The organism is Mycobacterium sp. 852013-51886_SCH5428379 (assembly GCF_001665575.1).
Classification (GTDB): Bacteria; Actinomycetota; Actinomycetes; order Mycobacteriales; family Mycobacteriaceae; genus Mycobacterium.
Window position 1 is genome coordinate 123,717 of record NZ_LZSU01000021.1, and the last position, 24,418, is coordinate 148,134.

The 24,418-nt window shown below is 69.2% G+C and carries 24 protein-coding genes, 1 tRNA gene and 1 other RNA gene; 9 read left to right on the forward strand and 17 right to left on the reverse strand.

Annotation, left to right across the window (positions count from 1 at the left end; all coding sequences use genetic code 11):
• The 3 genes from rnpB to A5757_RS10180 all read right to left on the reverse strand — a co-directional run bounded on the left by rnpB (position 1) and on the right by A5757_RS10180 (position 3,078).
• Positions 1 to 407, reverse strand: an RNA gene (rnpB, locus tag A5757_RS10170) — RNase P RNA component class A.
• 84 nt (positions 408 to 491) lie between these two features.
• Positions 492 to 1,781 carry an HNH endonuclease gene (locus A5757_RS10175; protein WP_066832757.1) on the reverse strand — a complete coding sequence of 430 codons (1,290 nt, stop codon included), beginning with the start codon at positions 1,779 to 1,781 and terminating at the stop codon, positions 492 to 494.
• Positions 1,782 to 1,827: 46 nt separating this feature from the next.
• Entirely contained in the window at positions 1,828 to 3,078 is a 1,251-nt protein-coding gene (locus tag A5757_RS10180) for a hypothetical protein (protein WP_066832760.1), read from the reverse strand.
• 263 nt (positions 3,079 to 3,341) lie between these two features.
• Between A5757_RS10180 and A5757_RS10185 the strand changes: the two genes are divergently transcribed.
• Positions 3,342 to 6,080: a LuxR family transcriptional regulator gene (locus tag A5757_RS10185; RefSeq protein ID WP_197497309.1), complete on the forward strand. Its 2,739-nt coding sequence runs from the start codon at positions 3,342 to 3,344 to the stop codon at positions 6,078 to 6,080.
• Here A5757_RS10185 and A5757_RS10190 read toward each other — a convergent pair.
• Both A5757_RS10190 and A5757_RS10195 read right to left on the reverse strand, forming a co-directional pair.
• Complete coding sequence (locus tag A5757_RS10190; protein ID WP_066832766.1) at positions 6,025 to 6,666, reverse strand: bifunctional 2-polyprenyl-6-hydroxyphenol methylase/3-demethylubiquinol 3-O-methyltransferase UbiG; 642 nt, start codon at positions 6,664 to 6,666, stop codon at positions 6,025 to 6,027. The two genes, A5757_RS10185 and A5757_RS10190, sit on opposite strands and share 56 nt — an antisense overlap.
• Positions 6,663 to 7,583 carry an NAD(P)/FAD-dependent oxidoreductase gene (locus tag A5757_RS10195; RefSeq protein ID WP_066832769.1) on the reverse strand — a complete coding sequence of 307 codons (921 nt, stop codon included), beginning with the start codon at positions 7,581 to 7,583 and terminating at the stop codon, positions 6,663 to 6,665. Before A5757_RS10195 ends, A5757_RS10190 begins: the two co-directional genes overlap by 4 nt.
• A 47-nt stretch (positions 7,584 to 7,630) precedes the next feature.
• On the opposite strand from A5757_RS10195, the gene A5757_RS10200 reads away from it, so the two are divergent.
• Positions 7,631 to 8,206 (forward strand): helix-turn-helix domain-containing protein, encoded by a 576-nt coding sequence (locus A5757_RS10200; RefSeq protein WP_066832771.1) that lies wholly within the window; start codon positions 7,631 to 7,633, stop codon positions 8,204 to 8,206.
• Here A5757_RS10200 and A5757_RS10205 read toward each other — a convergent pair.
• Genes A5757_RS10205 through A5757_RS10215 form a run of 3 tightly spaced genes read right to left on the reverse strand, consistent with a single transcriptional unit; the run spans position 8,203 to position 11,160 of the window.
• On the reverse strand, positions 8,203 to 9,297 hold the full coding sequence (locus tag A5757_RS10205) for a bifunctional RNase H/acid phosphatase (protein ID WP_066832774.1): 1,095 nt from the start codon (positions 9,295 to 9,297) through the stop codon (positions 8,203 to 8,205). The genes A5757_RS10200 and A5757_RS10205 overlap by 4 nt on opposite strands.
• Positions 9,294 to 10,031, reverse strand: coding sequence for a zinc ribbon domain-containing protein (locus A5757_RS10210; protein WP_066832777.1), 738 nt, complete (start codon positions 10,029 to 10,031; stop codon positions 9,294 to 9,296). Before A5757_RS10210 ends, A5757_RS10205 begins: the two co-directional genes overlap by 4 nt.
• The gene (locus A5757_RS10215) at positions 10,021 to 11,160 is read right to left on the reverse strand and encodes a Nif3-like dinuclear metal center hexameric protein (RefSeq protein ID WP_066832780.1); all 1,140 of its coding nucleotides are present in this window, start codon (positions 11,158 to 11,160) and stop codon (positions 10,021 to 10,023) included. The genes A5757_RS10210 and A5757_RS10215 overlap by 11 nt, the downstream gene beginning before the upstream one ends.
• Positions 11,161 to 11,220: 60 nt before the next feature.
• Here A5757_RS10215 and A5757_RS10220 point away from each other — a divergent pair, with 60 nt between their 5' ends.
• The 3 genes from A5757_RS10220 to A5757_RS22720 are packed head-to-tail and all read left to right on the forward strand — an operon-like array spanning position 11,221 to position 13,215.
• On the forward strand, positions 11,221 to 11,904 hold the full coding sequence (locus A5757_RS10220) for an HAD-IA family hydrolase (protein WP_066832784.1): 684 nt from the start codon (positions 11,221 to 11,223) through the stop codon (positions 11,902 to 11,904).
• Positions 11,897 to 12,400, forward strand: a complete 504-nt coding sequence (locus tag A5757_RS10225) for a low molecular weight protein-tyrosine-phosphatase (RefSeq protein ID WP_369815931.1) — start codon at positions 11,897 to 11,899, stop codon at positions 12,398 to 12,400. Before A5757_RS10220 ends, A5757_RS10225 begins: the two co-directional genes overlap by 8 nt.
• A complete protein-coding gene (locus A5757_RS22720) occupies positions 12,400 to 13,215 on the forward strand; it encodes an SURF1 family protein (protein ID WP_156618285.1) in 816 nt (271 codons plus the stop codon). The genes A5757_RS10225 and A5757_RS22720 overlap by 1 nt, the downstream gene beginning before the upstream one ends.
• On the opposite strand, the gene A5757_RS10230 is transcribed toward A5757_RS22720, so the two are convergent.
• Together A5757_RS10230 and A5757_RS10235 are read right to left on the reverse strand one after the other, a co-directional pair.
• On the reverse strand, positions 13,100 to 14,146 hold the full coding sequence (locus tag A5757_RS10230; protein ID WP_066832790.1) for a cobalamin biosynthesis protein: 1,047 nt from the start codon (positions 14,144 to 14,146) through the stop codon (positions 13,100 to 13,102). The two genes, A5757_RS22720 and A5757_RS10230, sit on opposite strands and share 116 nt — an antisense overlap.
• Positions 14,146 to 14,721, reverse strand: a complete 576-nt coding sequence (locus tag A5757_RS10235; protein ID WP_066832793.1) for a TetR family transcriptional regulator — start codon at positions 14,719 to 14,721, stop codon at positions 14,146 to 14,148. Before A5757_RS10235 ends, A5757_RS10230 begins: the two co-directional genes overlap by 1 nt.
• Positions 14,722 to 14,817: 96 nt before the next feature.
• Between A5757_RS10235 and A5757_RS10240 the strand changes: the two genes are divergently transcribed.
• Genes A5757_RS10240 through A5757_RS10250 form a run of 3 tightly spaced genes read left to right on the forward strand, consistent with a single transcriptional unit; the run spans position 14,818 to position 17,260 of the window.
• Positions 14,818 to 15,648 (forward strand): mycofactocin-coupled SDR family oxidoreductase, encoded by an 831-nt coding sequence (locus A5757_RS10240; RefSeq protein ID WP_066832796.1) that lies wholly within the window; start codon positions 14,818 to 14,820, stop codon positions 15,646 to 15,648.
• On the forward strand, positions 15,645 to 16,448 hold the full coding sequence (locus A5757_RS10245; protein WP_066832799.1) for a mycofactocin-coupled SDR family oxidoreductase: 804 nt from the start codon (positions 15,645 to 15,647) through the stop codon (positions 16,446 to 16,448). The genes A5757_RS10240 and A5757_RS10245 overlap by 4 nt, the downstream gene beginning before the upstream one ends.
• Positions 16,445 to 17,260: a carboxymuconolactone decarboxylase family protein gene (locus A5757_RS10250; RefSeq protein ID WP_066832805.1), complete on the forward strand. Its 816-nt coding sequence runs from the start codon at positions 16,445 to 16,447 to the stop codon at positions 17,258 to 17,260. Before A5757_RS10245 ends, A5757_RS10250 begins: the two co-directional genes overlap by 4 nt.
• A 135-nt stretch (positions 17,261 to 17,395) precedes the next feature.
• Here A5757_RS10250 and A5757_RS10255 read toward each other — a convergent pair whose 3' ends face one another.
• Entirely contained in the window at positions 17,396 to 18,673 is a 1,278-nt protein-coding gene (locus tag A5757_RS10255) for a cytochrome P450 (RefSeq protein WP_066832808.1), read from the reverse strand.
• A gap of 156 nt (positions 18,674 to 18,829) precedes the next feature.
• Between A5757_RS10255 and A5757_RS10260 the strand changes: the two genes are divergently transcribed.
• Positions 18,830 to 19,669: a mycofactocin-coupled SDR family oxidoreductase gene (locus A5757_RS10260; protein ID WP_066832811.1), complete on the forward strand. Its 840-nt coding sequence runs from the start codon at positions 18,830 to 18,832 to the stop codon at positions 19,667 to 19,669.
• Between the two features lie 8 nt (positions 19,670 to 19,677).
• Here A5757_RS10260 and A5757_RS10265 read toward each other — a convergent pair whose 3' ends face one another.
• The 6 genes from A5757_RS10265 to A5757_RS10290 form a co-directional block, all read right to left on the reverse strand.
• Positions 19,678 to 21,153: an APC family permease gene (locus A5757_RS10265; protein ID WP_066832814.1), complete on the reverse strand. Its 1,476-nt coding sequence runs from the start codon at positions 21,151 to 21,153 to the stop codon at positions 19,678 to 19,680.
• Positions 21,150 to 22,538 carry an FAD-binding oxidoreductase gene (locus A5757_RS10270; protein ID WP_066832817.1) on the reverse strand — a complete coding sequence of 463 codons (1,389 nt, stop codon included), beginning with the start codon at positions 22,536 to 22,538 and terminating at the stop codon, positions 21,150 to 21,152. Before A5757_RS10270 ends, A5757_RS10265 begins: the two co-directional genes overlap by 4 nt.
• A gap of 139 nt (positions 22,539 to 22,677) precedes the next feature.
• Positions 22,678 to 22,749, reverse strand: a tRNA-Val gene (locus tag A5757_RS10275).
• 45 nt (positions 22,750 to 22,794) lie between these two features.
• A complete protein-coding gene (locus tag A5757_RS10280) occupies positions 22,795 to 23,259 on the reverse strand; it encodes a peroxiredoxin (RefSeq protein ID WP_066832820.1) in 465 nt (154 codons plus the stop codon).
• A gap of 1 nt (position 23,260) precedes the next feature.
• Positions 23,261 to 23,686: a DUF3052 domain-containing protein gene (locus A5757_RS10285; RefSeq protein WP_066832823.1), complete on the reverse strand. Its 426-nt coding sequence runs from the start codon at positions 23,684 to 23,686 to the stop codon at positions 23,261 to 23,263.
• Positions 23,687 to 23,770: 84 nt separating this feature from the next.
• Positions 23,771 to 24,271 carry a hypothetical protein gene (locus A5757_RS10290; RefSeq protein ID WP_066832955.1) on the reverse strand — a complete coding sequence of 167 codons (501 nt, stop codon included), beginning with the start codon at positions 24,269 to 24,271 and terminating at the stop codon, positions 23,771 to 23,773.
• Positions 24,272 to 24,418 lie beyond the last annotated feature (147 nt).

Sequence of the window (24,418 nt, forward strand, 5' to 3'; positions counted from 1 at the left end):
CGGACGAGCTGGCCTGTAAGCCGGATTCTGTTCTGCGATTCCCCGTTGCCGGGGACCCACAGCGGCGACCATCCATCTGGACACACCGTTGCCGGGTGCCTCGAGCGGCCTACCCGCAGGCTCGGGCGAGCAGCCCTCGAGCGCCTGCGCGACCGCACTCGCGTGCGGCCTTCTTGGCCTTGCTTCGGGTGGGGTTTGCCTAGCCACTCCGGTCACCCGGAATGCTGGTGCGCTCTTACCGCACCGTTTCACCCTTACCGCCGGAGCCCGAAAGCTCAGCGGCGGCGGTCTGTTTTCTGTGGCACTTTCCCGCGAGTCACCTCGGATTGCCGTTAGCAATCACCCTGCTCTGCGAAGTCCGGACTTTCCTCGAACCGTCTCCGGTCCGCGGCCGCCCGGCCAACTCGTCCGCCCCATTACGGTAGCGGGCCGCCACCGTCGCCGCGAACAGCCGTACTCGTAGAGCGCCGCGGGTGGCGCCTGTCTGGATCTCAGGACGCGCGGAGCCCGCCGAGATGATTCCGAATCCGCGTCTCGATGCGGCTGACAGTGACGGGTGTGGCACCGGGCCCCGGCGGCGCTGTCGAGCGGTACCGGGTGCCCGTCGGGGTGGTGAATACCGCGGTGTGGCCGGCCTTTTCGTCGCTCGCGGTGATCACCTGCCACCCCCGCACCTCTTTGATGTAGTTGCAGCGCTCGCACAAGCCCAGTCCGTTGACCGCGTTGGTCGGCCCGCCGCGGCGGTACGGGTGGGCGTGATCGGTGTGGCGGATCGGCGCGTCGCAGTACGGCGTCCGACAGGTCTGATCCCGCGCGGCGATGAACGCCGCCAACGCTTTCGGGAAGCGCCGCGCCCGCGACTCCATCGCGACCAACGCACCGGTGACCGGCTTGGCGTAGAGGCGGCGCAGCGCGGCTTTCGAGCGCGCATCGCCGGCGGCCTCGATGACCAGTCGACGCCCGACCGCCGCGGGAACAGGTCCGTGGCCCTGCACGACCGCGGGCGTCTCGTCGTGACCGAGCAGCGCCCCAGCGGTCATCACCACGTTCACCTCGACGGGCACCGGCACGTCGGCCGGGCGGCCGGTCACCCGCTCGACCATGGTGTCGGCCATGATCTGGTTACCGGTCCGGTCGTCGAAGGTGGTGTCGGCCGAACGTTTGAGCGCCGCGTACACGCTCACGCCCTGCGCCACCGGCAGCAGCGCCGTCACGTACGTCATGGCATCGGGCGCTGGCCGGATGCTGACCCTCCGCTCGGCGGGAGCGCGCGCCGCGCGGTCGACGACCGCATGCGGGTCGAGCCGGTAGGCGATCTTCTTGGCTTCCGCCTCGATCCGCTTGTTGCCCCACCCCTGCAATCTGGTCGGGTCGGCGCACAGTTCGTTGTCGAGGCGGCGCCGGTCGTTGACGCTCAGGCAAGCCGACTCCCGAACGATCAGGGTGGCCCGCCATTCGGAGAGACCTCCGGACTGCAGTGCGGCCAGGGTGTGGGGCATCTCGTGGACCAGCGCTTTGGCGAACCCGAGATGCTGATTGCCGTGGAACGGCGAGTCGGACCGAGCCAGGGCCACCTCGCTGGCGAGGCCACGACCCCGTTTCGCGGCGGGCACGCCTTCGTCGTATTCGCGCGCCCGCCGCGCGGCGTCCAGCGCCGCCGTCACCCTCGCCTGACCGGCCGCGGCGGCGGATTTTATGCGCTCCAGCTCGGCGATCCGAGCGATCAAATCCGCCTCGTCTGCGAGCGGATTCACCGCCGCCAACTCCAGGACTTCGAACATACGTTCACCCTAGACCGGCCCTCCGACAAGTCGGGGCGACGTCGGGTTACCCGGCCCTGACGCCGCTCGACGCCGCCGAGCCCTCGCCCGACGCACCCTCGTCCGACGCGCCGCTGTCCTCCTTCGCCGGCTGATCACCCTTCGCCGCGCCGTGGCCGCGGGTGGGCGAGCTCGCCACACCGGATGCCGCCGGGGCGTCCGCGCTCTCGGACGAGGAATCCGCTCGGGTGTCGGCCTTCGCCTCACCCTTCGAGGGACGGACGGTCGGGGTCGACGCGGCCTCGGAGTCGGGCTTGTCCACTGGCTTCTCCACCGGCTTCTCCACCGGCTTCTCCACCGGCTCTGTCGACAGCGTCACGGTTGGGGCGTCCGCAGCCGGGATCGCCGTGGCCGCGGCGTGCTCGACCCGCGTGAACGCCGTCACGTCCGGCGGCCTGATGGCGGTGGTGACGGTCTTGACGATCTGCTGGACGGCGGCCAGCGGGCCGCCGGTGTTGACGAAGAAGTTGCCGTCCGCGTCCGTCAGCAGGCCGGCCGAGCTCAGCAGCCCGCCCGCCTTGACCGGGATCCCCCCGGCTCCAACGAGCGGACCGAGATCCGGGCCGTAGCCGCCGTTCAGCAGTCCGTCGGCAACCACACCGGGCGTGGCCAGCAGCGCCGAGACCACCTTGACCGGATCGCCGGCACCCGCGGCGTTGATGATGTTCTGCACCGCGACGCCGAACGCCGCGGGTGTGCTGATGAGAGGAGCCACCAGTCCGCCGATCAGCAGCTGGGTCTCCAGCGAGCTCGGGTCGAAGGCGTTGACGACGTTCACCAAGTTCGACAGCGGTTGAGTGACCAGCTGCTGCAACGCCGGGAGCAGCTCGGTCAGCGGGAGGCCGACCACCAGCGGGATCTGCACCAGCGCGTCGGTCGCGCCGGAGACGTTGCCCGCCGCGAGATCCTCTGCGGCCGTCGCCAACAGCTCCTGCGCAGCCGACAGCGCCTCACCGAGGCCCGTCGTCTCCACCGCGTCCGCCAGGGCACCGATGCCACCGATCTGGTTCAGCACCACCTGCTGCAGCAGCTCAAAGGGCCGGGCGTTGGCCACCAGCGTCCCGGTGTTGTCGATCGCGTCCGAGAACAGATGGCCGTAGACCGCGAGCGGATCGGACGCAGCCGTCAGAGCCACGTCGGCGAGTACCTCTGACCGAAGTTGGACGTCGGCGACGGGTGCGACCGCAGACGCGATGACGACCCCCGCTCCGACGATTGCGACGCCCGCCGTGAGACGTGGACGAACGGCTACCTGCATGTGAAACCCCTTGACTGTGTGACCGCACGAGCGGAACTTACTTGCGAGTAGGTTTCGCAAGCGCGACTGACTCAATCACCCCCGGCGGCCCCTTGCCATCGCACGAATTGATGAACTTTCTCGGGCTCGGCTGCCGCCGGGCGCCTCACCCGTTCATATGGCTCCGGGCGCGCTGCCAGGACTTTCACAGGTCGACAACGGAAAGAATTCTCGCGTTCGCGCGTTTTCCCAATGTCGGGACTTCGGATGAGATGAGCGGTTGGATGGCGCAACTGGCGCTGAAAGGGCGCAGTCAGGCGATGGCGCAGGCGCTCGACGCGTTACGCCGGGCCGAACGCACCGGCCAGGGCGCGCTCGTCGCCATCACCGGCGAAGCGGGCATCGGTAAGACGGCCGTGCTGCGTGCGCTGGTGGCCGAAGCCGCGCGCGCCGGTTTCCGCACCGGCAGCGGCAAGGCCGAGGAGGGCGACCAAATCGCCCCTGGTGCACCGCTTTTGGTTGCGTTGCGATCGGGTCCACAACCTCTGCTGCCCGGCGACGCCTTCGCCAGTCTCGCGCCGCTGTACGACCGTCCGCTGTGGCTGGTCGATCGGATCAGTTCGCTGCTGGAAGAGCTCGCCGTCCACGGCCCGGTGCTGATCGCCATCGACGACCTCCAGTGGGCGGACCGGATGACGAGGTTCGCCCTGCGGGTGCTGCCGGGTCGCCTGGCCGGATCGCCAGTCGTCTGGGCCGTCACCAGCCGCCGGCCCGCCGAGGCGCTGGAGGAGGCGATTGCCGGCAACGACGACGCCGCCACCCTCACCCGGATCCACCTCGGTCCGCTGTCGGTCGACGCGATCACCGACCTCGCCGCAGAGCGGTTGGGCACAGCGCTGTCGCCGCAGATCCGGCGTCTCCTCGACGGGGTCGGCGGCAACCCGTTCTGGGCGGTTCAGGTGGTGGACGGCCTGGCGGGCCGCCCGGACGCGGGTGCAGACCTCCCGGATTTGAATGCGCTGCTGTCCTCGGGCGTGCGCAGCCGGATGGCCGGGCTCTCGGAGTGCGCCGCGACGCTGGTGCGGCTGGCGGCGGTGTGGGGCCGGGGGCTGCCGATATCCGACGCGGCCCACCTGCTCGGGGACCTGTCGCACACCGAGGTCGAGCCGCTCGTCGCCGAGGGTGCGGCCCAAGGACTGCTCGACCATGCCGACGGCGAGGTGTACTTCCCCCACGACCTGGTCCGGGAAGCTCTCTACACCGCTATCGCGCCGCAAGATCGCCGTGCGATGCACCGGCGATGCGCGCGCTACCTCGTCGACGACGGCGGCCGGGCCCTGGCTGCCGCGGTGCACTTCCGCGCCAGCGCGACTCCGGACGACGACGAAGCCGTGCTCGCGTTGCTGCGCGCGGCTGACGAGTGTGCGGTGTCCATGCCCGAACAGGCCGCCGACCTGGCAAGAACCGCCTTCGGCCTGACCTCTGCGGCCTATCCGCTCTGGCACACCGCAGGTGAGCGGGCGATCCAGGCGTTGGTCGATGTCCGACGCGAGACCGAGGCGCTGGCGATCGCCGAGGACCTGCTGGCCGCGCCCGCGCCGCCCGAGACCGAAGCTCGCGTCGCGTTGCAGACCTGCCGTGCGCTCTGGTGGACGGGTGACTGCGTGGCGATGGAACGCCGCGCGCAGGCCGCCCTGATGCTCGACGGCATCTCCCCCGAGTCACGCGCCCGGCTGTGTGGGGCCGTCGCGCTGGCCGCCTCGAGGACCCGCCCTTCCCGCGCGGCCGCGATGGCCCGCGACGCGCTCTCCGAGGGCCGCCGGGTCGGTGACGGGTACGCACAGCGGTTGGCCGTGGTGGCCCAGATCGAAGTCGCCCGCAATGAGGGGCGTCACCAGCTGGCCCTGCACCGCTTCGCCGACCTGCGGAGGCTGTCCGACACCGCATATCAGGCCGAGGAGATCCGCACGCTGCAGCACCTCGACCGCTACGACGACGCCGAGGCGATGCTGGCCAAGATCCGCGAGGCGCACGAGGACGTGGACGCATTGCTTCCCTCGATGCTCTACGCGCAGATGTGGCAGGACCACAACCTGGCCCGGTTCGACGCTGCCGAAGCCGGCGCGCGAACTCTGCTGCGGCTGTCCGACGAGACCGGCAACCACTGCTTCCGCCTCAACGCCCGCATGGTGCTCGCCGCGGTCGCCACCTACCGGGGCGACCGGGCTGCCGTGACGACCTGGTTGACCGGACTCGAGGACGACGGCGCCAGCGACCGGCGAGGTACCCGGATACAACTCATGCAGGGGTGGTTGCGGGCCGGCACCGGTGATCTCGAGGCGGCGTTGGAGACCCTGGTGCCCCTGCTCGACAGCGCGGTCGAGTTCCGCGATCCGTGGCCGTGGTCACCGCCGTGGTTACGGATCATGGCGCGCATCGCGCTGGCGGCAGGCAGGCCCGACGTCGCCCGCACCGCGGCCGACATGGCCGACATCGCCGCCCACCGCAATCCGGGCGTGGCGACGCTGGAGGGCACCGCGCTCCATCTCCGCGCATCGCTCCGCGAGGACCCCGAGACGTTCGCGAGCGCCGTTGCCGTGCTGAGAAAATCGCCACGGCCGATGCTTGTGGCCGATGCGCTGACCGATCTGGGCGCGAGCCTGCTGGCGCACCACCGCACCGACGAGGGCGTCGCCGCGCTGAGCGAGGCGGCTCAGATCTACGGTCGCACCGGCGCCGTATCGGGCAGCCGGGCGGTGTCGGAGATCCTGCGCGCCAACGGCGTTCGCGACATCCGGGTCGGCACCCCCACGCGCAGGCCGCAGGCGGGTTGGGACGCTCTGACGCCGACGGAACTGAGGGTCGTCGAGCTGATCAGCTCGGGTCACACGAATCGGTCGGCGGCCGCCGAACTCAGCGTGTCCCCGAACACCGTCAACACCCACCTGCGGGCGGTCTTCCGCAAGCTCAGCGTCCGGTCGCGGGTGCAGCTGACGATTGCCTACCGCGACGCAGCACGATGACGTTGTCAGAGATCGTCGCCACCTGACCATCGGGTCCGGTCATCTCCCGTTCGACAGCCTCGACACGCAACCGCTCCCACCGCTCAGGGTCCAGAGCCAAACCCTCGAGCACCTCGTGCACCGACGGGAAGTGGTGATGATGGCCCTCGTGCATGCCGGACGGAGCAGAGCCGTGGTCGACGAGCACGAACAACCCGCCCGGCGCGACCCTCTCGGCCACGCGGCGCAGCACGGCGTCGCGGTCCCAGTCGTACGGACAGTGCAGGAACTGGACCGACCCCAGATCGAACTGTCCGTCGGGCAGGCTGACCGACAGGTCGTGACGTTCGAACGAAATGCGTTCGGCCACCCCGGCTCTGGCGGCATCCTCGGCCGCCCGGTTCAGCGCGGTCTCGGACACGTCGACCCCCACCACGCGCCAACCGTGTCGGGCCAGCCAGATCGCGTCCGCACCCTCACCGCATCCGACATCGAGCGCCGTTCCCGGCGAGAGGGTTTCGGCGATCTCGGCCAGCCGCGGGTTCACCCGGCCACTCCACACGCGGTGCTTCGCACCGTAGTGCTGCTCCCAGAACTCGACGCTCATGCCGGCACCGGCAATCCGTAATCGTCGGCGAGCAGGCTCTGCACCGTGGCCGCCGCCGCCTTCGCACCGGCCGCGATCGCCGCGGCGACCTGCGGCATCTGCACGGTGACGTCACCCGCCGCGAACACCCCCGCCACCGACGTGCGGCCGAACTCGTCGACCCACACCGCGTCTTCCGCCATCGGATTGCCTGAATTGAGGCGCACGCCGAGCCGCTCGGCCAACGCCGACCGCTGGCGCATGACAGGCGCGGCCATCAGGCCGCCGCGGGCCAGCACCGCGCCGTCGGAGAACACGATCTCGACGCCGTTCGGCACGCCGCGGACCTCCGCGACCGCCCTCGTGTCGACGGCGATCCCCGCCGCGCTCACCAGCGCGAACTCGTCCTCGGTCAACGAATCGGTGAGTAACACGATGTCATCGCTCCAGCCACGCAGCATCAGCGCCGCGTGCACCGCACGCCCGCCAGACGCCATCGCGGCCAGTGGCGCGTCCCGCATCTCCCAGCCGTGGCAGAACGGGCAGTGAAACACCGTGTCGCCCCAGAGATCCGCCAGGCCGGGCACATCCGGCAGGCGGTAGTCCATGCCCGTTGCGAGCAGCAGGCGGCGCGCGGTCGCCGCGCCTCCGTCAGCCAACCGGACCGTGAACAGCTCACCGCGTTCCGCGTCGACCACCTCCCCGGTGCGCACTTCGACGGTCGGATACCGCTCGAGTTCGCGGCGTCCGGTGGCGTAGAGCTCGGCGGGCGGCCGCCCGTCCTGGCCCAGCAGCCCTCCGATGCCGTGCGACACCGCATTACTCGGCGCTCCCGCATCCACCAGCAGTGTCCGTCGGCGGGCCCGTCCCAGAACCAGTGCGGCACTCAACCCCGCCGCGCCGCCGCCCGCGATCACGCAATCCCAGATGTCGTCCATGACTCGAGGTTGCCCCGCTCGGCATAAAAGTGCCAAGCTTGTTTGCCATGCAGGCAAACCAGGAAGACAGCGTCGATCAGCGTGTCCGCAGACGGCTGCGGGAGTTGCGGACCCAGCGCGGACTCACCCTCGAGGAGGTCGCGACCAAATCCGCGATCGACGTCTCCACGCTCAGTCGGCTGGAGTCCGGTAAGCGCAGGCTGGCGCTGGACCATCTGCCGCGGCTGGCCGCGGCCCTGTCGGTGACCACCGATGAACTCCTGCGCGCCCCCGAGGCCGAGGACCCGCGTGTCCGCGGCGAATCACACACCCGCGACGGGGTGACGTACTGGCCGCTCACCCGGCAGGGGCCCGCGAGCGGCTTGCACGCCTACAAGATCCGCGTCAGCGCCCGGCGCCGGAAGCCGCCCCCCGAGCTCCCCGTGCACGAGGGTCACGACTGGCTGTACGTGCTGTCCGGGCGGTTGCGGCTGCTCCTCGGGGAGCGTGACTTCATCGTCAAACCTGGTGAGGCCGTTGAGTTCTCGACGTGGACACCACACTGGTTCGGTATCGTCGACGGGCCCGTGGAGGCGCTGGCCATCTTCGGCCCGCACGGCGAGCGGCTACACCTGCGCGATTAGAGATACGCGGTCTGGTTCACCAGGCGGACCGACGAACCTCCGTCGGGATAGAACTCGGCGATGCTCAGCGACGCCAGATCCAGGTGCAGCCGGTAGAGGATCCCCGGTCCGGCATCCAGCGCCATGCGCAGCATCGTCTTGATGGGCGTGACGTGTGAGACCACCAGCACCGTCGACGCGCCGTATTCGGCGAGGATCCGGTTGCGCGCCCGGCGGACCCGATGGGCGACGGTGTCGAAGCTCTCCCCGCCGGGCGGGTCGACCGACGTATCGCGCAGCCACCTGCCGTGCAGGTCCGGATCGCGTTGACCGGCCTCACTGAACGTCATTCCCTCCCATGCGCCGAAGTCCGTCTCGATGAGGTCTTCGTCCACCGTGACGTCGAGGCCCAGCGCCTTGGCGGCCGCCGTGGCGGTGTCGTGGGCACGTTGCAGCGGTGAGCTGATGACGGCGTCGATGTCGCCGCGCGCCGCGAGGTGAGCCGCGGCAGCCTCGGCCTGTCTGCGTCCCAGTTCGGTGAGCGCCGGGTTCCCGCGACCCGAATACCGTCGCTCCACCGACAGTTCGGTCTGCCCGTGCCGCAGCAGCAGCAACCGGGTCGGCGCTCCGCGGGCTCCGGTCCAGCCCGCCGGTGAGATGCGCACCTCGGTCGACGCCTGCTGATCGGCGACCTCGGCGCCAGTCTGGATGCCCGCCGCGGCGTCCATGGCCTCGTTGGCCAACCGGTCGGCGTGGGAGTTGCGGGCCCGCGGGATCCACGCGTAAGTGACGTGGTCGAACTGCTGGGCCAGCCCGCGCGCTTCCTGGTGCAGCGCAATGAGATCCGGATGCTTGACCTTCCAGCGGCCCGACATCTGCTCGACCACCAGCTTCGAATCCATCGACACCGCGACGTCGGTCGCCCCGACTTTCGCCGCCTCGGCCAGACCGGCGATCAGACCCCGGTATTCGGCGACGTTGTTGGTCGCCACCCCGATCGCCTGCTTGGCCTCGGCGAGCACATCCCGTTCGGGCGAGAGCACCACCGCGCCGTAGCCGGCCGGTCCGGGGTTGCCCCGGGATCCGCCGTCGGCCTCGACGAGCACCTTCACTTGCCGAATCCCGACACCCGGATCAGGATGGCGCTGCATTCCGGGCAGCGCAGGACCTCGTCGTCGGGGGCGGCCGTGATCCGGGACATCTCCCCGCGGTCGATCTCGAGCCGGCAGGCGCCGCACCGGTGGCCCTGCAGCTGACCGGCCCCCGGCCCGCCGCGGGCGCGCTGCCGCTCATAGGCGTCGAACAGGTCCGCGGGCAACCCCGCGGCCAGCTCGGATCGTCGCGTCGAGCCCTCGTCGCGCGCCCGGTCGAGCTCGCCGACCGCATCGGCGAGCGCCTGCCGCGTCGCCGCGACGGACTCCTCCAGTTCGGCGACCCGTGCCTGCGCCTCGGCGCGTTGGCCGGCGAGTTCCTCGCGGCGCTCCATCACCTCGATCAACGAATCCTCCAGGCTGGCCTGGCGGCGCTGCAGCGTCTCGAGCTCGTGCTGCAGATCCCCGACCTGCTTGGCGTTGACGGTGCCGCCGCCGATCAATGCGCGGTCGCGGTCCTCGCGCTGGCGCACCGCGTCGATCTCAGACTCGAACTTCGCGACCTGCTCGTCGAGGTCCTCGATCGCCAAATTCAGCGCCGCGGCGCTGTCCTCGGCCGCCCGCTGCTCGGTGCGCACGGCGTCGAGCTGCTGCTGTTCGGGCAGGTTCTTCACTCGGTGGGCGATGCGGGCCAGCTCGGCATCCACCCCCGCCAGTTCGAGCAGCGAATGTTGCTGCCAGACATCAGCTTTCACTTGAACCCCCACAACTTCCCAGATTCCACGGATCAGTGCGGATGTCGCACACCTGCACGTCCAGCCGGTGGCCGAAATGGTCGCTCAGCACGCCCGCAGCCTGTGCGCACCACGGGAACTCGCTCGCCCAGTGCGCGACGTCCACCAGCGCGACCGGAGAGGTCCGCCGATGTTCGTCGGCCGGGTGATGGCGCAGATCCGCGGTGACATATACGTCGACGCCGGCGCGGGTGACGGCGCCGAGCAGCGAATCCCCCGCTCCCCCGCACACCGCCACTCGGCTGACCGTCAGATCCGGGTCGCCGGAGGCGCGCACACCCCACGTGGTGTCGGGTAGCCCCCGTTGCACACGCGCCACGAACGCCGACAACGGCTCTGGCTGCGGCAGGGTGCCGAGCCGGCCGAGACCGACGTCGCCGGGAATCGGGGCGATGCTGAAGATGTCGAATGCCGGCTCCTCGTACGGGTGCGCGGTCCGCACGGCCTGCAGGACGTCCCTGCGGAGGCGGGCCGGTGCGATCACCTCCACCCGATCCTCGGCGACGTGCTCCACCGACCCGACCCGGCCGATGGCCGGTTCGGCCCCGTCGTGGGGCAGGAACTGTCCGGTCCCGGCGACACTCCAGCTGCAGTGCGAATAGTCGCCGATCTGGCCGGCGCCCGCCGCGAAGACGGCATCGCGCAGCCGGTCGGCGTCCTCGGTGGGCACGTACACCACCCACTTGTCGAGGTCGTCGGACGACGGCACCGGTGAGAGCACCGCCTCGACCGTTAGGCCGAGCGCCGCGGCCAAGGCATCGGACACTCCGGGCGCCGCCGAATCGGCGTTGGTGTGGGCGGTGAACAGCGCGCGCCCGGTCCGGATCAGGGAATGCACGAGCGCGCCCTTGGCGGTGTGGGCGCCGACGGTGTCCACCCCGCGCAGCAGCAGCGGATGGTGGGCCAGCAGCAGGCCACCCGCCGGCACCCGGTCGACGACGGCGGCGGTGGCGTCCACCGCGATGGTCACCGAGTCGACGGGCTCGTCGGGGTCTCCGCAGACCAGGCCCACCGAGTCCCACGACTCGGCCAGCCGGGGCGGATACGCCGCGTCCAGCACCTCGATGACGTCGGCCAGCCGCACACTCACAGCACGACCCTAGTGCGCGCGACGGGAGGCCTGGCGGCACGACCCCGCACATCGGGGACAATGGTCTGCGTGACCGATACGCTCGACCGCTCGACCACGACCCGCCCGCAGCTGGTGCTGTTCGATCTCGACGGCACCCTGACCGATTCTGCGCAGGGCATCGTCGCGAGCTTCCGGCACGCACTCGGTGAGGTGGGCGCCCCGGTTCCCGAGGGTGACCTGGCCGCCCGGATCGTCGGCCCGCCCATGCACCACACGCTGTCCGGCCTGCTCGGCGACCGCGCCGACGCCGCGATCGCCGCATACCGCGCCGACTACACCTCCCGCGGCTGGTCGATGAACCGGACGTTCGACGGCATCCCGGCGCTGTTGGAGGATCTGCGTGCAGCCGGCGTGCGGCTCGCCGTGGCCACCTCGAAGGCCGAGCCGACGGCCCGCAGGATCCTGACCCACTTCGCTCTGGACGAATTCTTCGAGGTCATCGCCGGCGCCAGCCCCGACGGGACGCGCTCCCTCAAGGCCGACGTCGTCGCCCACGCATTGGCCCAACTCCAGCCGCTGCCCGACCGGGTGGTGATGGTCGGCGACCGGTGGCACGACGTCGAGGGCGCCGCGCGACACGGCATCGACACCGTGGTGGTCGGCTGGGGCTACGGCGCCGCCGACTTCGCGGAGCCCACGGACGTGGCTGCGCTCGCCCATGTGGACACGGTCGAGGATCTGCGCGAGGTGCTCGGTGTCTGATTCCTCGTATGCCCTGCACGTGACGTTCGTGTGCTCGGGCAACATCTGCCGTTCCCCGATGGCGGAGAAGATGTTCGGCCACCAGCTCGAAGAACGCGGGCTGGCCGGCGCGGTGCGGGTGTCCAGCGCGGGAACCGGCGGCTGGCATGCCGGTGATCCCGCCGACCGCAGGGCCGTGCACGTACTGCGGGAACACGGCTATCCCAGCGGCCACGAGGCGGCCCAACTCGACGACGATCACCTCTCCGCCGATCTGGTGGTGGCCCTGGGCCGCAACCACGTGCGCCTGCTCGTCGATCTCGGCGTACCGACCGACCGGGTCCGGATGCTGCGGTCCTTCGATCCGCGCTCGGGCGCGCATGCGCTGGACGTCGAGGACCCCTACTACGGCACGCAGGACGATTTCGAGGACGTGTTCGCGGTCATCGAACGGGCGCTGCCCGGGCTACACGACTGGGTCGACGAGCAACTGGCGCTGCGCGGGGTGCCCGGCTGATGCGGCGCTGGGCGTTCGTGTTCAAGCCGGTGTGGCTGGCGCTGTTCGTCGTGGTGCTCGGCTTCGCCTACCTGTGCTTCACCGTGCTCGCCCCCTGGCAGCTGGGCAAGAACACCACGACCGCCCGGGAGAACAGTCAGATCTCCCGCTCGCTGACCGCCGAACCGGTGCCGGTGACCACGGAGCTGCCGGAGCAGGATTCGTCCGCCCCCGACGAACAGTGGCAGCGGGTGACGGCGACCGGCCGCTATCTGCCCGACGCGCAGGTGCTGGCCCGGCTCCGGGTCATCGACGGCAACCCGGCGTTCGAGGTGCTGGTGCCGTTCGCCGTCGACGGCGGCCCCACCGTGCTGGTGAACCGTGGCTACGTCGAGCCGGTGAACGGTTCGCAGGTGCCACCCATCGATGCCGTCCCGACCGGGACGGTCACCATCACCGCCCGGCTGCGCGATCCGGAGCCCGTTCCGCCGGGTAAGGAACCCCTGCGGGACCAGGGAATCCAGGTCTACGCGATCAACCCGGGCCAGATCTCGGCGCTGACCGGGGTGCCGTTGACGGGCTCGTATCTGCAGCTGGTCGAAGATCAGCCGGGCGGGCTCAGCGTCATCCCGCTGCCGCACCTCGACGCCGGACCGTTCCTGTCCTACGGCATCCAGTGGATCGCGTTCGGGATCATCGCCCCGATCATGCTCGGCTACTTCATCTACGCCGAGATCCGCCAGCGCCGCCGCGACAAGGCCGCGGCCGCCGAAGCCGACAGCGCGCCGCAGACGGTCGAGGACCGGATCGCCGACCGGTACGGCCGGCGGCGCTGACGCCGACGACCGCGAGCACTCCCGCCGCGATCTGCACCGCCTGCGACAACCGCACCGCCCGCCGCAGATCGGCCACCCGCGGAGCCGGGCCGTCGCCCAGGGTCGGCCGGATCTCCAGCTGATGGGCGTACTGCGTCGGCCCACCGAGCCGCACGCCCAGCGCCCCGGCGAACGACGCCTCCGCGACGCCGGCGTTGGGGCTCGGATGGCGTCGTGCGTCCCGCCGCCACGCGGTCAGGGCGGCGCCCGATGACCCGCCGATGAGCGGTGCGCACCCGACTGTCACCAGACCTGTCACCCGCGCCGGCAGCAGGTTCAGCACGTCGTCGCATCGCGCGGCGGCCCAGCCGAACCGCGCATAGCGCGGGGAGCGGTTGCCGATCATGGCGTCGAGCGTGTTGGCGCCGCGGTACACCAGCACCCCGGGCACGCCGGCCAGCGCCGCCCACACCAGCGGCGCGACGTGTGCGTCGGAGGTGTTCTCGGCGATCGACTCGGCGGCCGCCCGAGCCAACCCCTCGGCGTCGAGCGCCGCGGGGTCGCGGCCGCACAGCGATGGCAGCAGACCGCGGGCGCCGTCGCTGTCACCGCCTTCGAGCAGGCCCGACATCTGCGAACCGACCGAGCTGAGCGACGTGCCGCCGAGCGCGACGTACGTCGCGACGGCCGTGACGGCGGCGGTGGACACCACCCCCCGGCGGGCCGCCCAGCGCTCGGCCGTGACGCCGGCGACCGCGAGCGCGGTCAGCAACGCCCCGGTGTGCAGCGCGCCGGCGGTCCGGGAGTCCGCGTAGGTGGTGCGCTCCAGAGCTGCTGCCGCAGAACCGAATCCGGCGACGGGGTGGCCGCGGCGCGGATCACCCAGGACGGCGTCGGCCACGAACCCGGCGGCGATACCCAGCGCCCGGCCTGCGTCGTGCTGTGAAGGCATCACGGCAGCGTCTCACAGTGTCGGGTCTCGTAACCCGTCGTGAGCCAGTAGACGGTTCGGTCCAGCGCCGGAACGATGTCGGTGACGGCGATCTCCCCGATTGCGAACCGGCCCAGCAGCCCGAAAACCACATTGGACAGCACCGTGTCGAGGTCACGAATGAACGCCTCGTCGACGTCACCGAGCACCGCCAGGCCCGTCGGCGCCACAATGTCCAGACCCCTGCGGAACAGCAGCTGCCCGTTCGGCGAGGACCGGGCACGGAAGAACGCGGTCAGCATCCCGGGATTGCGCTCCCACGGCTCGAAGAGCGCCCGGAGCATGCGCATCATCCCCGTGTACAAGGATTCACCGGCCACCGGTTCCGCCTCAGCCAGACCTGAGTAGCGGTTGTCGTCCATCCACTTCTGCAGCGCGGCCACGATGAGGTCGTCGCGGGTGGCGTGGCGCTTGTAGATCGTGGCCAGGGAGGTTCTCGCCCGGCGCGCGACCTCGCGCAATTGGACGGCGTCGTAGCCGTCGGTTTCGAGGATCTCGACGACCACAGCCAGGATCGGGTCGTGACCGTCGGTCATTGCGCCCCCTTGCCGCTTCCGAGTAACCCGGTTACTGTACCGGCAGTAACCGGGTTACTCAGTATCGGCACGGTCGGCACAACGAAGCGAGGGCCAGTGGGATCTCTTGACGGAAAAGTCGCGTTCATCACCGGCGTGGCTCGCGGCCAGGGGCGCAGCCACGCCGTGCGGCTGGCCGCCGACGGCGCGGCCATCATCGGTGTGGACATCTGCGCCGACATCGCATCCAACGGTTATCCGATGGCGAGCCGCGACGAACTCGACGAGACCGTCGACCTGGTGAAGGCGCAGGGTGGCAAGATTCTCGGCTCGGTGGCCGACGTCCGCGATTTCCACGCCGTGAAGGCCGCGTTGGACGCGGGAGTCGAGCACTTCGGTCGGTTGGACGCTGTACTCGCCAACGCCGGAATCGCGTCGATGGCGTTCCGGGAGTTGACGATCGACGAAGAGCTCGGGATGTGGTCCGACGTGGTGGACGTGAACCTGAACGGCGCCTTCCACACCGCCAAGGCGGCGATCCCGCACCTGATCGCCGGAGATCGCGGCGGGTCGATCGTGTTCACCAGTTCGACCGCCGGCCTGCGCGGCTTCGGCGGCCTCCAGGGTGGCGGACTCGGTTACGCCGCGTCCAAGCACGGCATCGTGGGCTTGATGCGCACACTGTCGAACGCCCTTGCGCCGCACAGTATCCGCGTCAACACGATTCATCCGACGGCGGTGAACACCATGATGGCGACGAATCCTGCCATGACTGCGTTCCTGGAGCACTATCCCGGCGGCGGGCCGCACCTGCAGAACCCGATGCCGGTTGGGCTGCTCGAACCCGAAGACATCAGCGCCGCCGTCGCGTATCTGGTCTCCGACGCCGCCCAGTACGTCACCGGGGTCACCTTCCCCGTCGACGCCGGCTTCTGCAACAAACTATGAGCGGGCGCGTCGCGGGCAAACGGGTCCTGGTCACCGGCGCCGCCAGGGGGATGGGCCGCAGTCACGCCGTGCGGCTGGCCGAGGAGGGCGCCGATCTGATCTTGGTGGACATCTGCGAGTCTCTGCCTGAGATCGAGTACCCGCTGTCGTCGCACGACGATCTCGACGAGACCCTTCGGCTCATCGAGGCCATCGGCCAAAGGGCGGTGAGCTACATCGTGGACGTGCGCGATGCGGAGGCACTGTCGGCGGCCGTCGTCGACGGGGTGTCGGTTCTCGGTGGGCTCGAGGCGGCCGTCGCCAATGCCGGGGTGCTGACGGCGGGTACGTGGGACACCACCACCACTCAGCAGTGGCGGACAGTGCTGGACGTCAACCTCATCGGCACGTGGAACACGTGCGCCGCCGCGCTGCCCCACCTGGTGGAGCGCGGCGGCAGCTTGATCAACATCAGCTCTGCCGCGGGGATCAAGGGCAGTCCCCTGCACACCCCGTACACGGCATCGAAACACGGGGTCGTCGGCATGAGCAAGGCATTGGCCAACGAGGTTGCCGCGCTGGGGGTTCGAGTCAACACCGTGCACCCCACCGGGGTGGAGACGGGCATGCAACCCGCTTCGCTGCATGAGCTGTTGGTCGACAAGCGCCCGGATCTGGCGCCCATCTTCCAGAACGCACTCCCGATCATCATGGCCGAGGCCGTCGACATCAGCAACGCCGTGCTGTTCCTGGTCTCCGACGAATCCCGGTTCGTCACCGGCCTGGAGTTCAAGGTGGATGCAGGAGTGACGATCCGATGACCACGCCCGACGCCAGACTCGTACGTGGCCGACGCGCCTTCGCCGAGGTGATGACCTTCGACCCGCCCAGCGACTCCACCCCGGCGACGATCACGATGCTCGACTTCGTCTTCGCCGAGGTGTGGCAGCGACCCGCGTTGACACGTCGAGACCGCCGCTTCATCACCCTGCCGTGCGTCGCTGCCGCCGACGCTGAGGAGCCGCTCCGCGATCACGTGTACGCCGCATTGAACAGCGGGGATCTGACCATCGTGGAGATGCAGGAGACCGTGCTGCATTTCGCCGTGTACGCGGGGTGGCCGAAGGCATCTCGGTTCAACATGGTCGTCGACGAGGTGTGGGAGCGCATTCATCGCGAGCGGGGACGGCAAGCGCCGCCACCACCCCCGTTGCTCCCGCTCACCACGCCGAGCGATCCCGAGGCGCGCCTTGCGATCGGCGAGCAGTCGTTCAAGGACATCAACTGTCTGCCCTACGCGCCGTTGCGCGACAACCCTTTTCAGGGCGCCGGCATCTTGAACTTCGTGTTCGGCGAGATGTGGTTGCGGCCGGGACTGGGCATGAAGGAACGTCGACTCGTGACCGTCGCCTGCGTGGCGTTCCAGGACGCGCCGTACCCCATCGTGAGTCACGTCTACGCCGCGCTCAAGAGCCGCGACCTCTCCTTCGACGAAATCGACGAATTGGCATTGCATTTCGCCGCGTACTACGGGTGGCCGAAAGCCTCCCATCTGAATCAGGTCATCGCCGAGCAGAAGCTGCGCGTCACCGAGGAATGGTCGAGTGAAGATGGCGCGCAGTGCGACGACTGAGGTTGCCGGGCGGATCGCCGGCGTGACCTGCTGATCGACCTGGCTTTGGCAGGACTGATCGTCGGCGTCATCGAACACGCCGCCCAGCGCGGCTGGGGCACAGTGCTCACCGGTGGCCCCCGATTCGGTGGGCCCTCAGCTGTCGAACTCGATGCGCAGCTCGGTCAGCCCACGGAGCAGGAAGGTGGGCTCGTAGGCGTAATGGCGAGCTCCCGCGGGACCGTGGAACGCCTCGTCGATCCTGATCTCCCGCATGCGGTCGAGCAGGCGGCGCACCGTGATCTGACCCTCCACCCGCGCGAGCGGCGCCCCGGCACAGGTGTGGATGCCGCGCCCGAAGGCGATGTGCTCGCGAACGTTCTTGCGGTCCGGCCGAAACTCGTGCGGATCCTCGAACTTGTCCGGGTCGCGGTTGGCGGCGCCCAGACAGAGCATGACGACCGTGCCGGCGGGAAGATGGACGTCGCCCAGCGTGGTGGTCCTGCGCACCAGCCGGAAATCCACCTTCGTCGGGGAGTGCATCCGCAGCGACTCCTCGATGAAACTCGGGATGCGGTTGGGACTTTCGCGCAGCATCTGCTGGTATTCGGGGCGATCGCCGAGCGTCTGCACCGCGGCGCTGAGCAGTTTGGTGACGGTCTCCTGCCCGGCGGCGAACAGGAAGGTCGCCGGCTTGGCCACCTCGATCAGTTCGGGTGTGCTGCCGTCGGGATAGACCGCGGTCGCCATACCGGAGAGGACGTCGTCCTTGGGGTTGCGGCGGCGCTCTCCGAGATAGCCGACGAACCGGTCGTCGAGGTATTTGAGCGGATCGAGGCCGACCGGCTGCCCGTCCAGCGCGCCCACCCGTGTGCCGTCGCCGGGGTTCTCGGCGCCCAGCGCGGCCAGGAATTCCGGGCGGTCCTCCTCAGGCACGCCCAGCAGGTCGATGATCGCCGAGGTGGCGAAAGGTTTGGCGTACTCGGAGAGGAATTCGCAGCGTCCGTTGTCGATGAACTCGTCGATCTGACGATCCACGAGCTGCCACATGAAGTCCTCGTTCTCCTTGAGCCGCCGCGGCGTCAGCAGTTTGCTCAGCAGCGATCGCGCCTTCTCGTGCGCCGGCGGATCCATGACCACCATGTGCTCGTAGATCGGGAAGAGGTGCCGGTGCGCCTCGATCTGGGCCGAGATGTCGTCCCCCTCGGGGACGAAGGGCAGCGGTGGGAACGGTCCCCCGATCGCGTTGACCGCGGAGAACGACTCGTGGTCCTTGAACGCCGCCATGACCTCCTGATAGCCGGTCACCACGACCACGTCGTGATGCGGCTCCCTGACGACGGGCCCCTGCGCGCGCACGGCATCCCAGTAGTCGTACGGGCTCTGGCTCACATCGGGATCGGAGAAGAAGTCCACCGTCGCGAGATCGGGCACGGGCTGTCCTTTCGGTCAGAAGCTGATCGATCGACCAAGCCTCCCACTCGCATGCCTATCAAAATCGGATTGTCCGCGTCAATAGAGACCGTTGACAGGCGCGCTCACCGCCTCCATGCTTACTGATCGATCGATCAAACGAAAGAGGTGGATTCCATGGGTGGAAGGGTCGAGGGCAAGGTGGCTTTCATTACCGGCGCCGCACGGGGACAGGGGCGCAGCCACGCGGTGCGCCTGGCCGAGGAGGGCGCCGACATCATCGCCGTCGACGTCTGCGGGCCGATCAGCTCGCATACCGAGATCCCCGCGGCCACCCCGGACGAGCTGGCCGAAACCGCCGATCTGGTCAAGGGACTCAATCGCCGCATCGTGACCGCGGAGGTCGACGTGCGGGACTTCGATGCGCTCAAGACCGCGGTGGACGGCGGCGTGGAACAGCTCGGACGGCTGGACATCGTGGTCGCCAACGCCGGCATCGGCAACGGTGGCCAGACCCTTGACAAGACCAGCGAGGCCGACTGGACCGACATGATCGACGTCAACCTGTCGGGCGTCTGGAAGTCGGTCAAAGCGGCTGTGCCGCACCTGATCTCGGGCGGCAATGGCGGATCGATCATTCTCACCAGCTCAGTGGGCGGGCTGAAGCCCTACCCCCACACCGGCCATTACATCGCCGCCAAGCACGGCGTCATCGGATTGATGCGCACCTTCGCCGTCGAACTCGGCGCGCACTTCATCCGCGTCAACGCGGTATGCCCTACCAACGTCAACACTCCCCTGTTCATGAACGAGGGCACGATGAAACTGTTCCGGCCGGATCTGGAGAACCCGGGCCCGGACGATCTCGCCGTCGCGGCACAGTTCATGCACGTGCTGCCCGTCGGCTGGGTCGAACCGGTCGACGTCAGCAACGCCGTGCTGTTCTTGGCCTCGGATGAGTCGCGCTACGTCACCGGGCTACCGGTGACCGTCGACGCCGGCAGCATGTTGAAGTGATCGCCGAGCTATGAGCCCGACGCGAGGAAGGCGTCCGAATCGCCTTCCTCGCGTTCGAGCGCCGCGCGGTCGAACTTCCACATGTAGATGAAATACGCCGCACCGGCACCGATCAGGCCCAGGATGATGGCCATGGACGCCACCGTCGTATTCGAGACCAGCACCACGACCAGCGCCCCGACCACCCACACCAGCGCCGCGATCGCGATCGGCCTGTCGAAGCGCCCGAGATCGAATCCGCCGTTCCCGCGGACCAGCTTCCGCCGCGTCACCAGGTACAGCACCACCGTCATGGTGTAGAGCCCGATACCGATGACGGTGGCCGTCGCGATCAACTGGAACAACGCATCCCCCGGCAGCGCGGCCATCAGGATCACCCCGATGGCCAGCACGAGCAGCGTCGCCGGAATCGGGGTGTGGGTCTTCGGATTCACGCGCTGCATGACCCGGTGCGCGGGGAAGCGACCATCGCGGGCCATCGCGAAGATGTAGCGCGACGTCGAGGCGATGGCCACCAGGGCAGCGCCGTAGAAGGCCACTGCGATGACCGCGAGGAACGGCCGTTCCCAGGTGGGACCGAACTGTTGACGCATGATCTCGGCGACGGGTGATTCGCTTGCGGAGGCAGCGGGCAGGTCCTTGACGGCGATCGTCAGGATGATGAGGAAGACGAAGCCCAGTCCGGCGGAGGCCAGGACGGATCCGATGATGGCGCGGGGCACCGTGCGGGTGGCATCCTCGGCCTCTTCCGACATGTTCGCCGCGGTCTCGAAGCCGACCAGCGTGTTGAAGCCCATCAAGGTGGCGGCCATCAGGCCGCCGCCGATGGCGAAGTAGTGGGCGTTGCCCTCGGCCATGCCTCGGGAGAACAGGTTCTCGGTCTGTCCGTCGCCTGTCAGCACCACCACCAACGCGAACGCGCCGCCCAACACGAAGAGGATCACGATCTCCACCGCGACCGACAGCGAGTTGACCCAGCCGACGATCCGCGTGGCGGCGATGGCCAGCGCGGCTTGACTCACCAGAAGCGCCACGGTGATCAGCCGCCCGGTCGTCTCGTCGGGCGCCATACCGAACAGCGGCATCAGGCACTGCGTCGCCAGGGCATTGTCGATCGCGACGGGCGCGGTTACCGCGCCCAGGAACGCCATCCATCCGAAGGCCCACCCGACGCGCGGGTTCGCCAGGCGCGACGCCCACGAATAGCTGCCACCGCTCAGCGGTATGCGTGCGGCGAATTGCGCGTAGACCAGCGCCACCAGAAGCTGGCCCACCCCGATGAGGGGGAACAGCCAAATACCCACCGGCCCTGAACTTCTCAGCACATCGTCGTAGGTTGCGAAGATGCCCATCACGACGGACATCGACGCGAACGCGACGGCGAAGACCTGGAACCCGTTGAGCGACCGCTTCAGTTCGGGCTCGTAGCCGCAGTCGCGGCAGATCTCGTCAGCGACCTCGTCCCCGGCGGTGGTTTGCGTCATCGGTGCTCCTGGCCCTTCTGCTGCGGGTCTGCCGTCAGCCCCTGTTCGAAGTCGAAGATCCCGCACGGGTCGTAGTCGGCCTTGATTGCCTGCAGGCGGCCGACGTTGGCGCCCCAGTACGCCGTCTCCCAGTCGGTGACGCCGGCGTTCGGAACGTTGACGTAAGCGCCGTTCCCGTAGGGCGCCAACGCCGCCGAGACGTCGGCCACCCAGTCCAGACACGCTGCGGTCAGACGGTCGTCAGCCGGGGGGCCACCTCGGACACCCCAGCCCGCCCCAGGCTCCGCGTAGAACAACGCGTCGCGGTGGGCGAAGGCCGATCCCCCGGCCGGGGCGCTGGAGCGGACGGCACCGCCGAACGCGTTGGTGAAGTAGTTGCATTCCGCCGGCGCCGACGCCAACTTCGCCGCGAGCAGGTCGATCGCCTCGGCCGGGAAGGGGACAGAGACGAACTGCGAGGTGAATTTCCAGTTCGCGGGCTCGTCGTCGACTGGGATCTGGAACGCCGCGTAGGTGTCGGCCCACGGGGCGTCGGTGGCGACCACGGCGGGGCGGCCGATCGACAGGAGCGGCTTGAGCAGTTCGCGCGCCTCGGCTTCGGATCCGTCGGTGAGCACCGCGATCAGGACGACTGCCTCGCGCGTGGCCTCGAGCTGGCTGGTGAGGCGGTCGTCGGTGAACGGGGCGGTCCGCTGCCAGGTGTCGAATACGGTGCCGAAGTCGTCCAGGCCGGCCCAGGTCGCCACGACGTAGATCGCCTGCGCCAGAGGCTGAATCCGGTAGGTCAGCGACGTGACGATCCCGAAGTTCCCGTTGCCCGCGCCGCGTAGCGCCCAGAGCAGATCGGCGTGGTGCTGCTCGTCGACGACGAGCGGCGCGGCTCCGCCGTCGGCCGGTGCGGTCACGATCTCGGCGGCGAGGAGGTTGTCCGATGCCATGCCGTACGTGCGCGTGAGCAGGCCGAAACCCCCGCCCAGGGTCGCGCCGACGAGTCCGACGGACCCCTCCGTGCCGGTGGGCGCCGCGAAACCCTCGGCGCCGAGGGCGGTTACGGCCTCGAGCTGATTCAGTCCGGCGCCGACGGTGGCGGTGCGCGTTTCCCGGTCGATGGCAACGGACTTCATCTCGCTCACGTCGATGACGAGTCCGTCGTCGACGGCACTCCAGCCCTCGAGCGCGTGTCGTCCACTGCGAGCGCGGACCGGCATGCCCTGCCGCCGCGCCCACGCCAGCGCGTTGACGACATCGGCGGTCTCGCGCGCGAACACCACCGCGGCAGGACGGTGGGAGTGCAGCCGGTTCCAGCCCGCGCTGGCCTCGGCGTAGTCGTCATCGCCCGGACGGACCACCCGCCCGGTGAGCGTCGCCGTGGCGGCCTTGGTCATGCGGACTCTCCGGACGCAGAGGTTGGCTGCGACGGGTCTTTCCGCCACTCGCCAGCGAATTGTGAACCTGCGGGAGCGACTTCGGATCCGGAGTCGGCTACTTAATTTTCGGAGCCGTCGACGGCACGACTACTGCAAGTGGGCGCGGAGGGTTTCGAACCCCCGACCGCTGGTGTGTAAAACCAGAGCTCTACCACTGAGCTACACGCCCCGCGCAGGGCAGGCTACACGGCCGCGAGCAGCGACCGGAAATCCGTCAGCCGGCGCGGAGCGCGGTGAGCGCGTCGGTCCAGACGGCTTGGTCGCGCGCCTCCCCGGGGCCCTTCATCTCCGCGAACCGGATCACCCCGGAGCGGTCGATGACGAAGGTGCCGCGGTTGGAGATGCCGGCGTCTTCGAAGAACACCCCGTAGGCCTGCGCGACGGCGCCGTGCGGCCAGAAGTCCGACAGGATCGGGAACGTGAACCCACTCTGCGTCGCCCACACCTTGTGCGTGGGCGGCGGGCCGACCGACACGGCGAGCGTCACCACGTCGTCGTTCTCGTACTCGGGCAGGCGATCCCGGATCTCGTCGAGCTCGCCCTGACAGATCCCGGTGAAAGCAAGGGGAAAGAACACCAGCAGCACGGTCTTCTGACCGCGGAAGTCACTGAGCGTGACGGGCTGACCGTTCTGGTCCTTGAGCGTGAAATCCGGCGCCTCGGTGCCGACCTCCAACAACTTAGTGCCTCCCCGCGGCCTTCGACTTCGGCTGCACCAGCCGGCTGGCGATCCAGCCGCCGAGGTTGGCCGAGGACGTCTGCATCAACCCTGCGGTGGGCGCCGATTCGGCGATGTCCGCGGGTTGCACGTGTCCCGGTTTTCCGGTCTTGGGGGTCACCACCCAGATGACACCGTCGTCGGCGAGCGGCGTGATGGCGTCCATCAACCGATCGACGAGGTCACCGTCGTCGTCGCGCCACCACAGCAGCACCACATCGACCACCTCGTCGGAATCCTCGTCGAGGAGCTCACCGCCGCATGCGTCCTCGATGTCGGCCCGGATGTCGTCATCGACGTCTGAGTCCCAGCCCAGCTCCTGCACGACCTGATCTTTTTCGATGCCCAGTCGCTGGGCGTAGTTCGGGGCGTCCGCCGCCGCCACCACCGTGGTCCCCCTTCTTCCCTGTGAAAATGAAGTCCTATCGTCGCACGCATCACGGGGATACGGGCGACGGCTACCCCAGATCGATCAATATGACGCGTCGCACAGCTCCAAGGCCACCTCTTTGGAGTCGTTGAGCCGGTTGACCGCGGTGTTGAACTCCTCGGGACCGGCGTCGCGTTCGATCGTCCCGGCGAGGTCGCGCGCTGCGCCCACCCAGGCGTCCAACGCGGAGCGCAACTCCGGGGACAGCACATCGGTGGTGCCGCTGCTGACCAGGTCTGCACTGATGTTGAGGGCGTCGATCGCAGGCCGGGCCCGGACGTTGACATCGGCGGCGTTGTCGTTGAACGCATCGACATAGGCGTTGACGGCGTTGATCGCGTCGACACTCGAACTGCTCAGGTCCTCACACGAGGTGTGGATGGCCGCCGTCGTCAGCGACGCCTGCCGTTCCGATTCGCGTGCACTCGACTGCGCGATCGACTCCTCGATCGAGGCCGACACCGAGGCCCGGTACTGCGGTACGGCGGCGCCGTCCGCCTCGGCGGATCCGCGGGTGACCGAGGTGCAGCCGACGATGACCATGGCGCAGGCGGCGATACAGCCGAGTACCGCCGCGACGAGCCGCAGCCGCCCCCACCGACCCTTCAGCACGGCTGCAGACGTTACCGGTTCGAGGCCCCGATCGCGGGTTCATTCCCCCGCCGGTGCATGTGCGGTACGAAGGGGGAA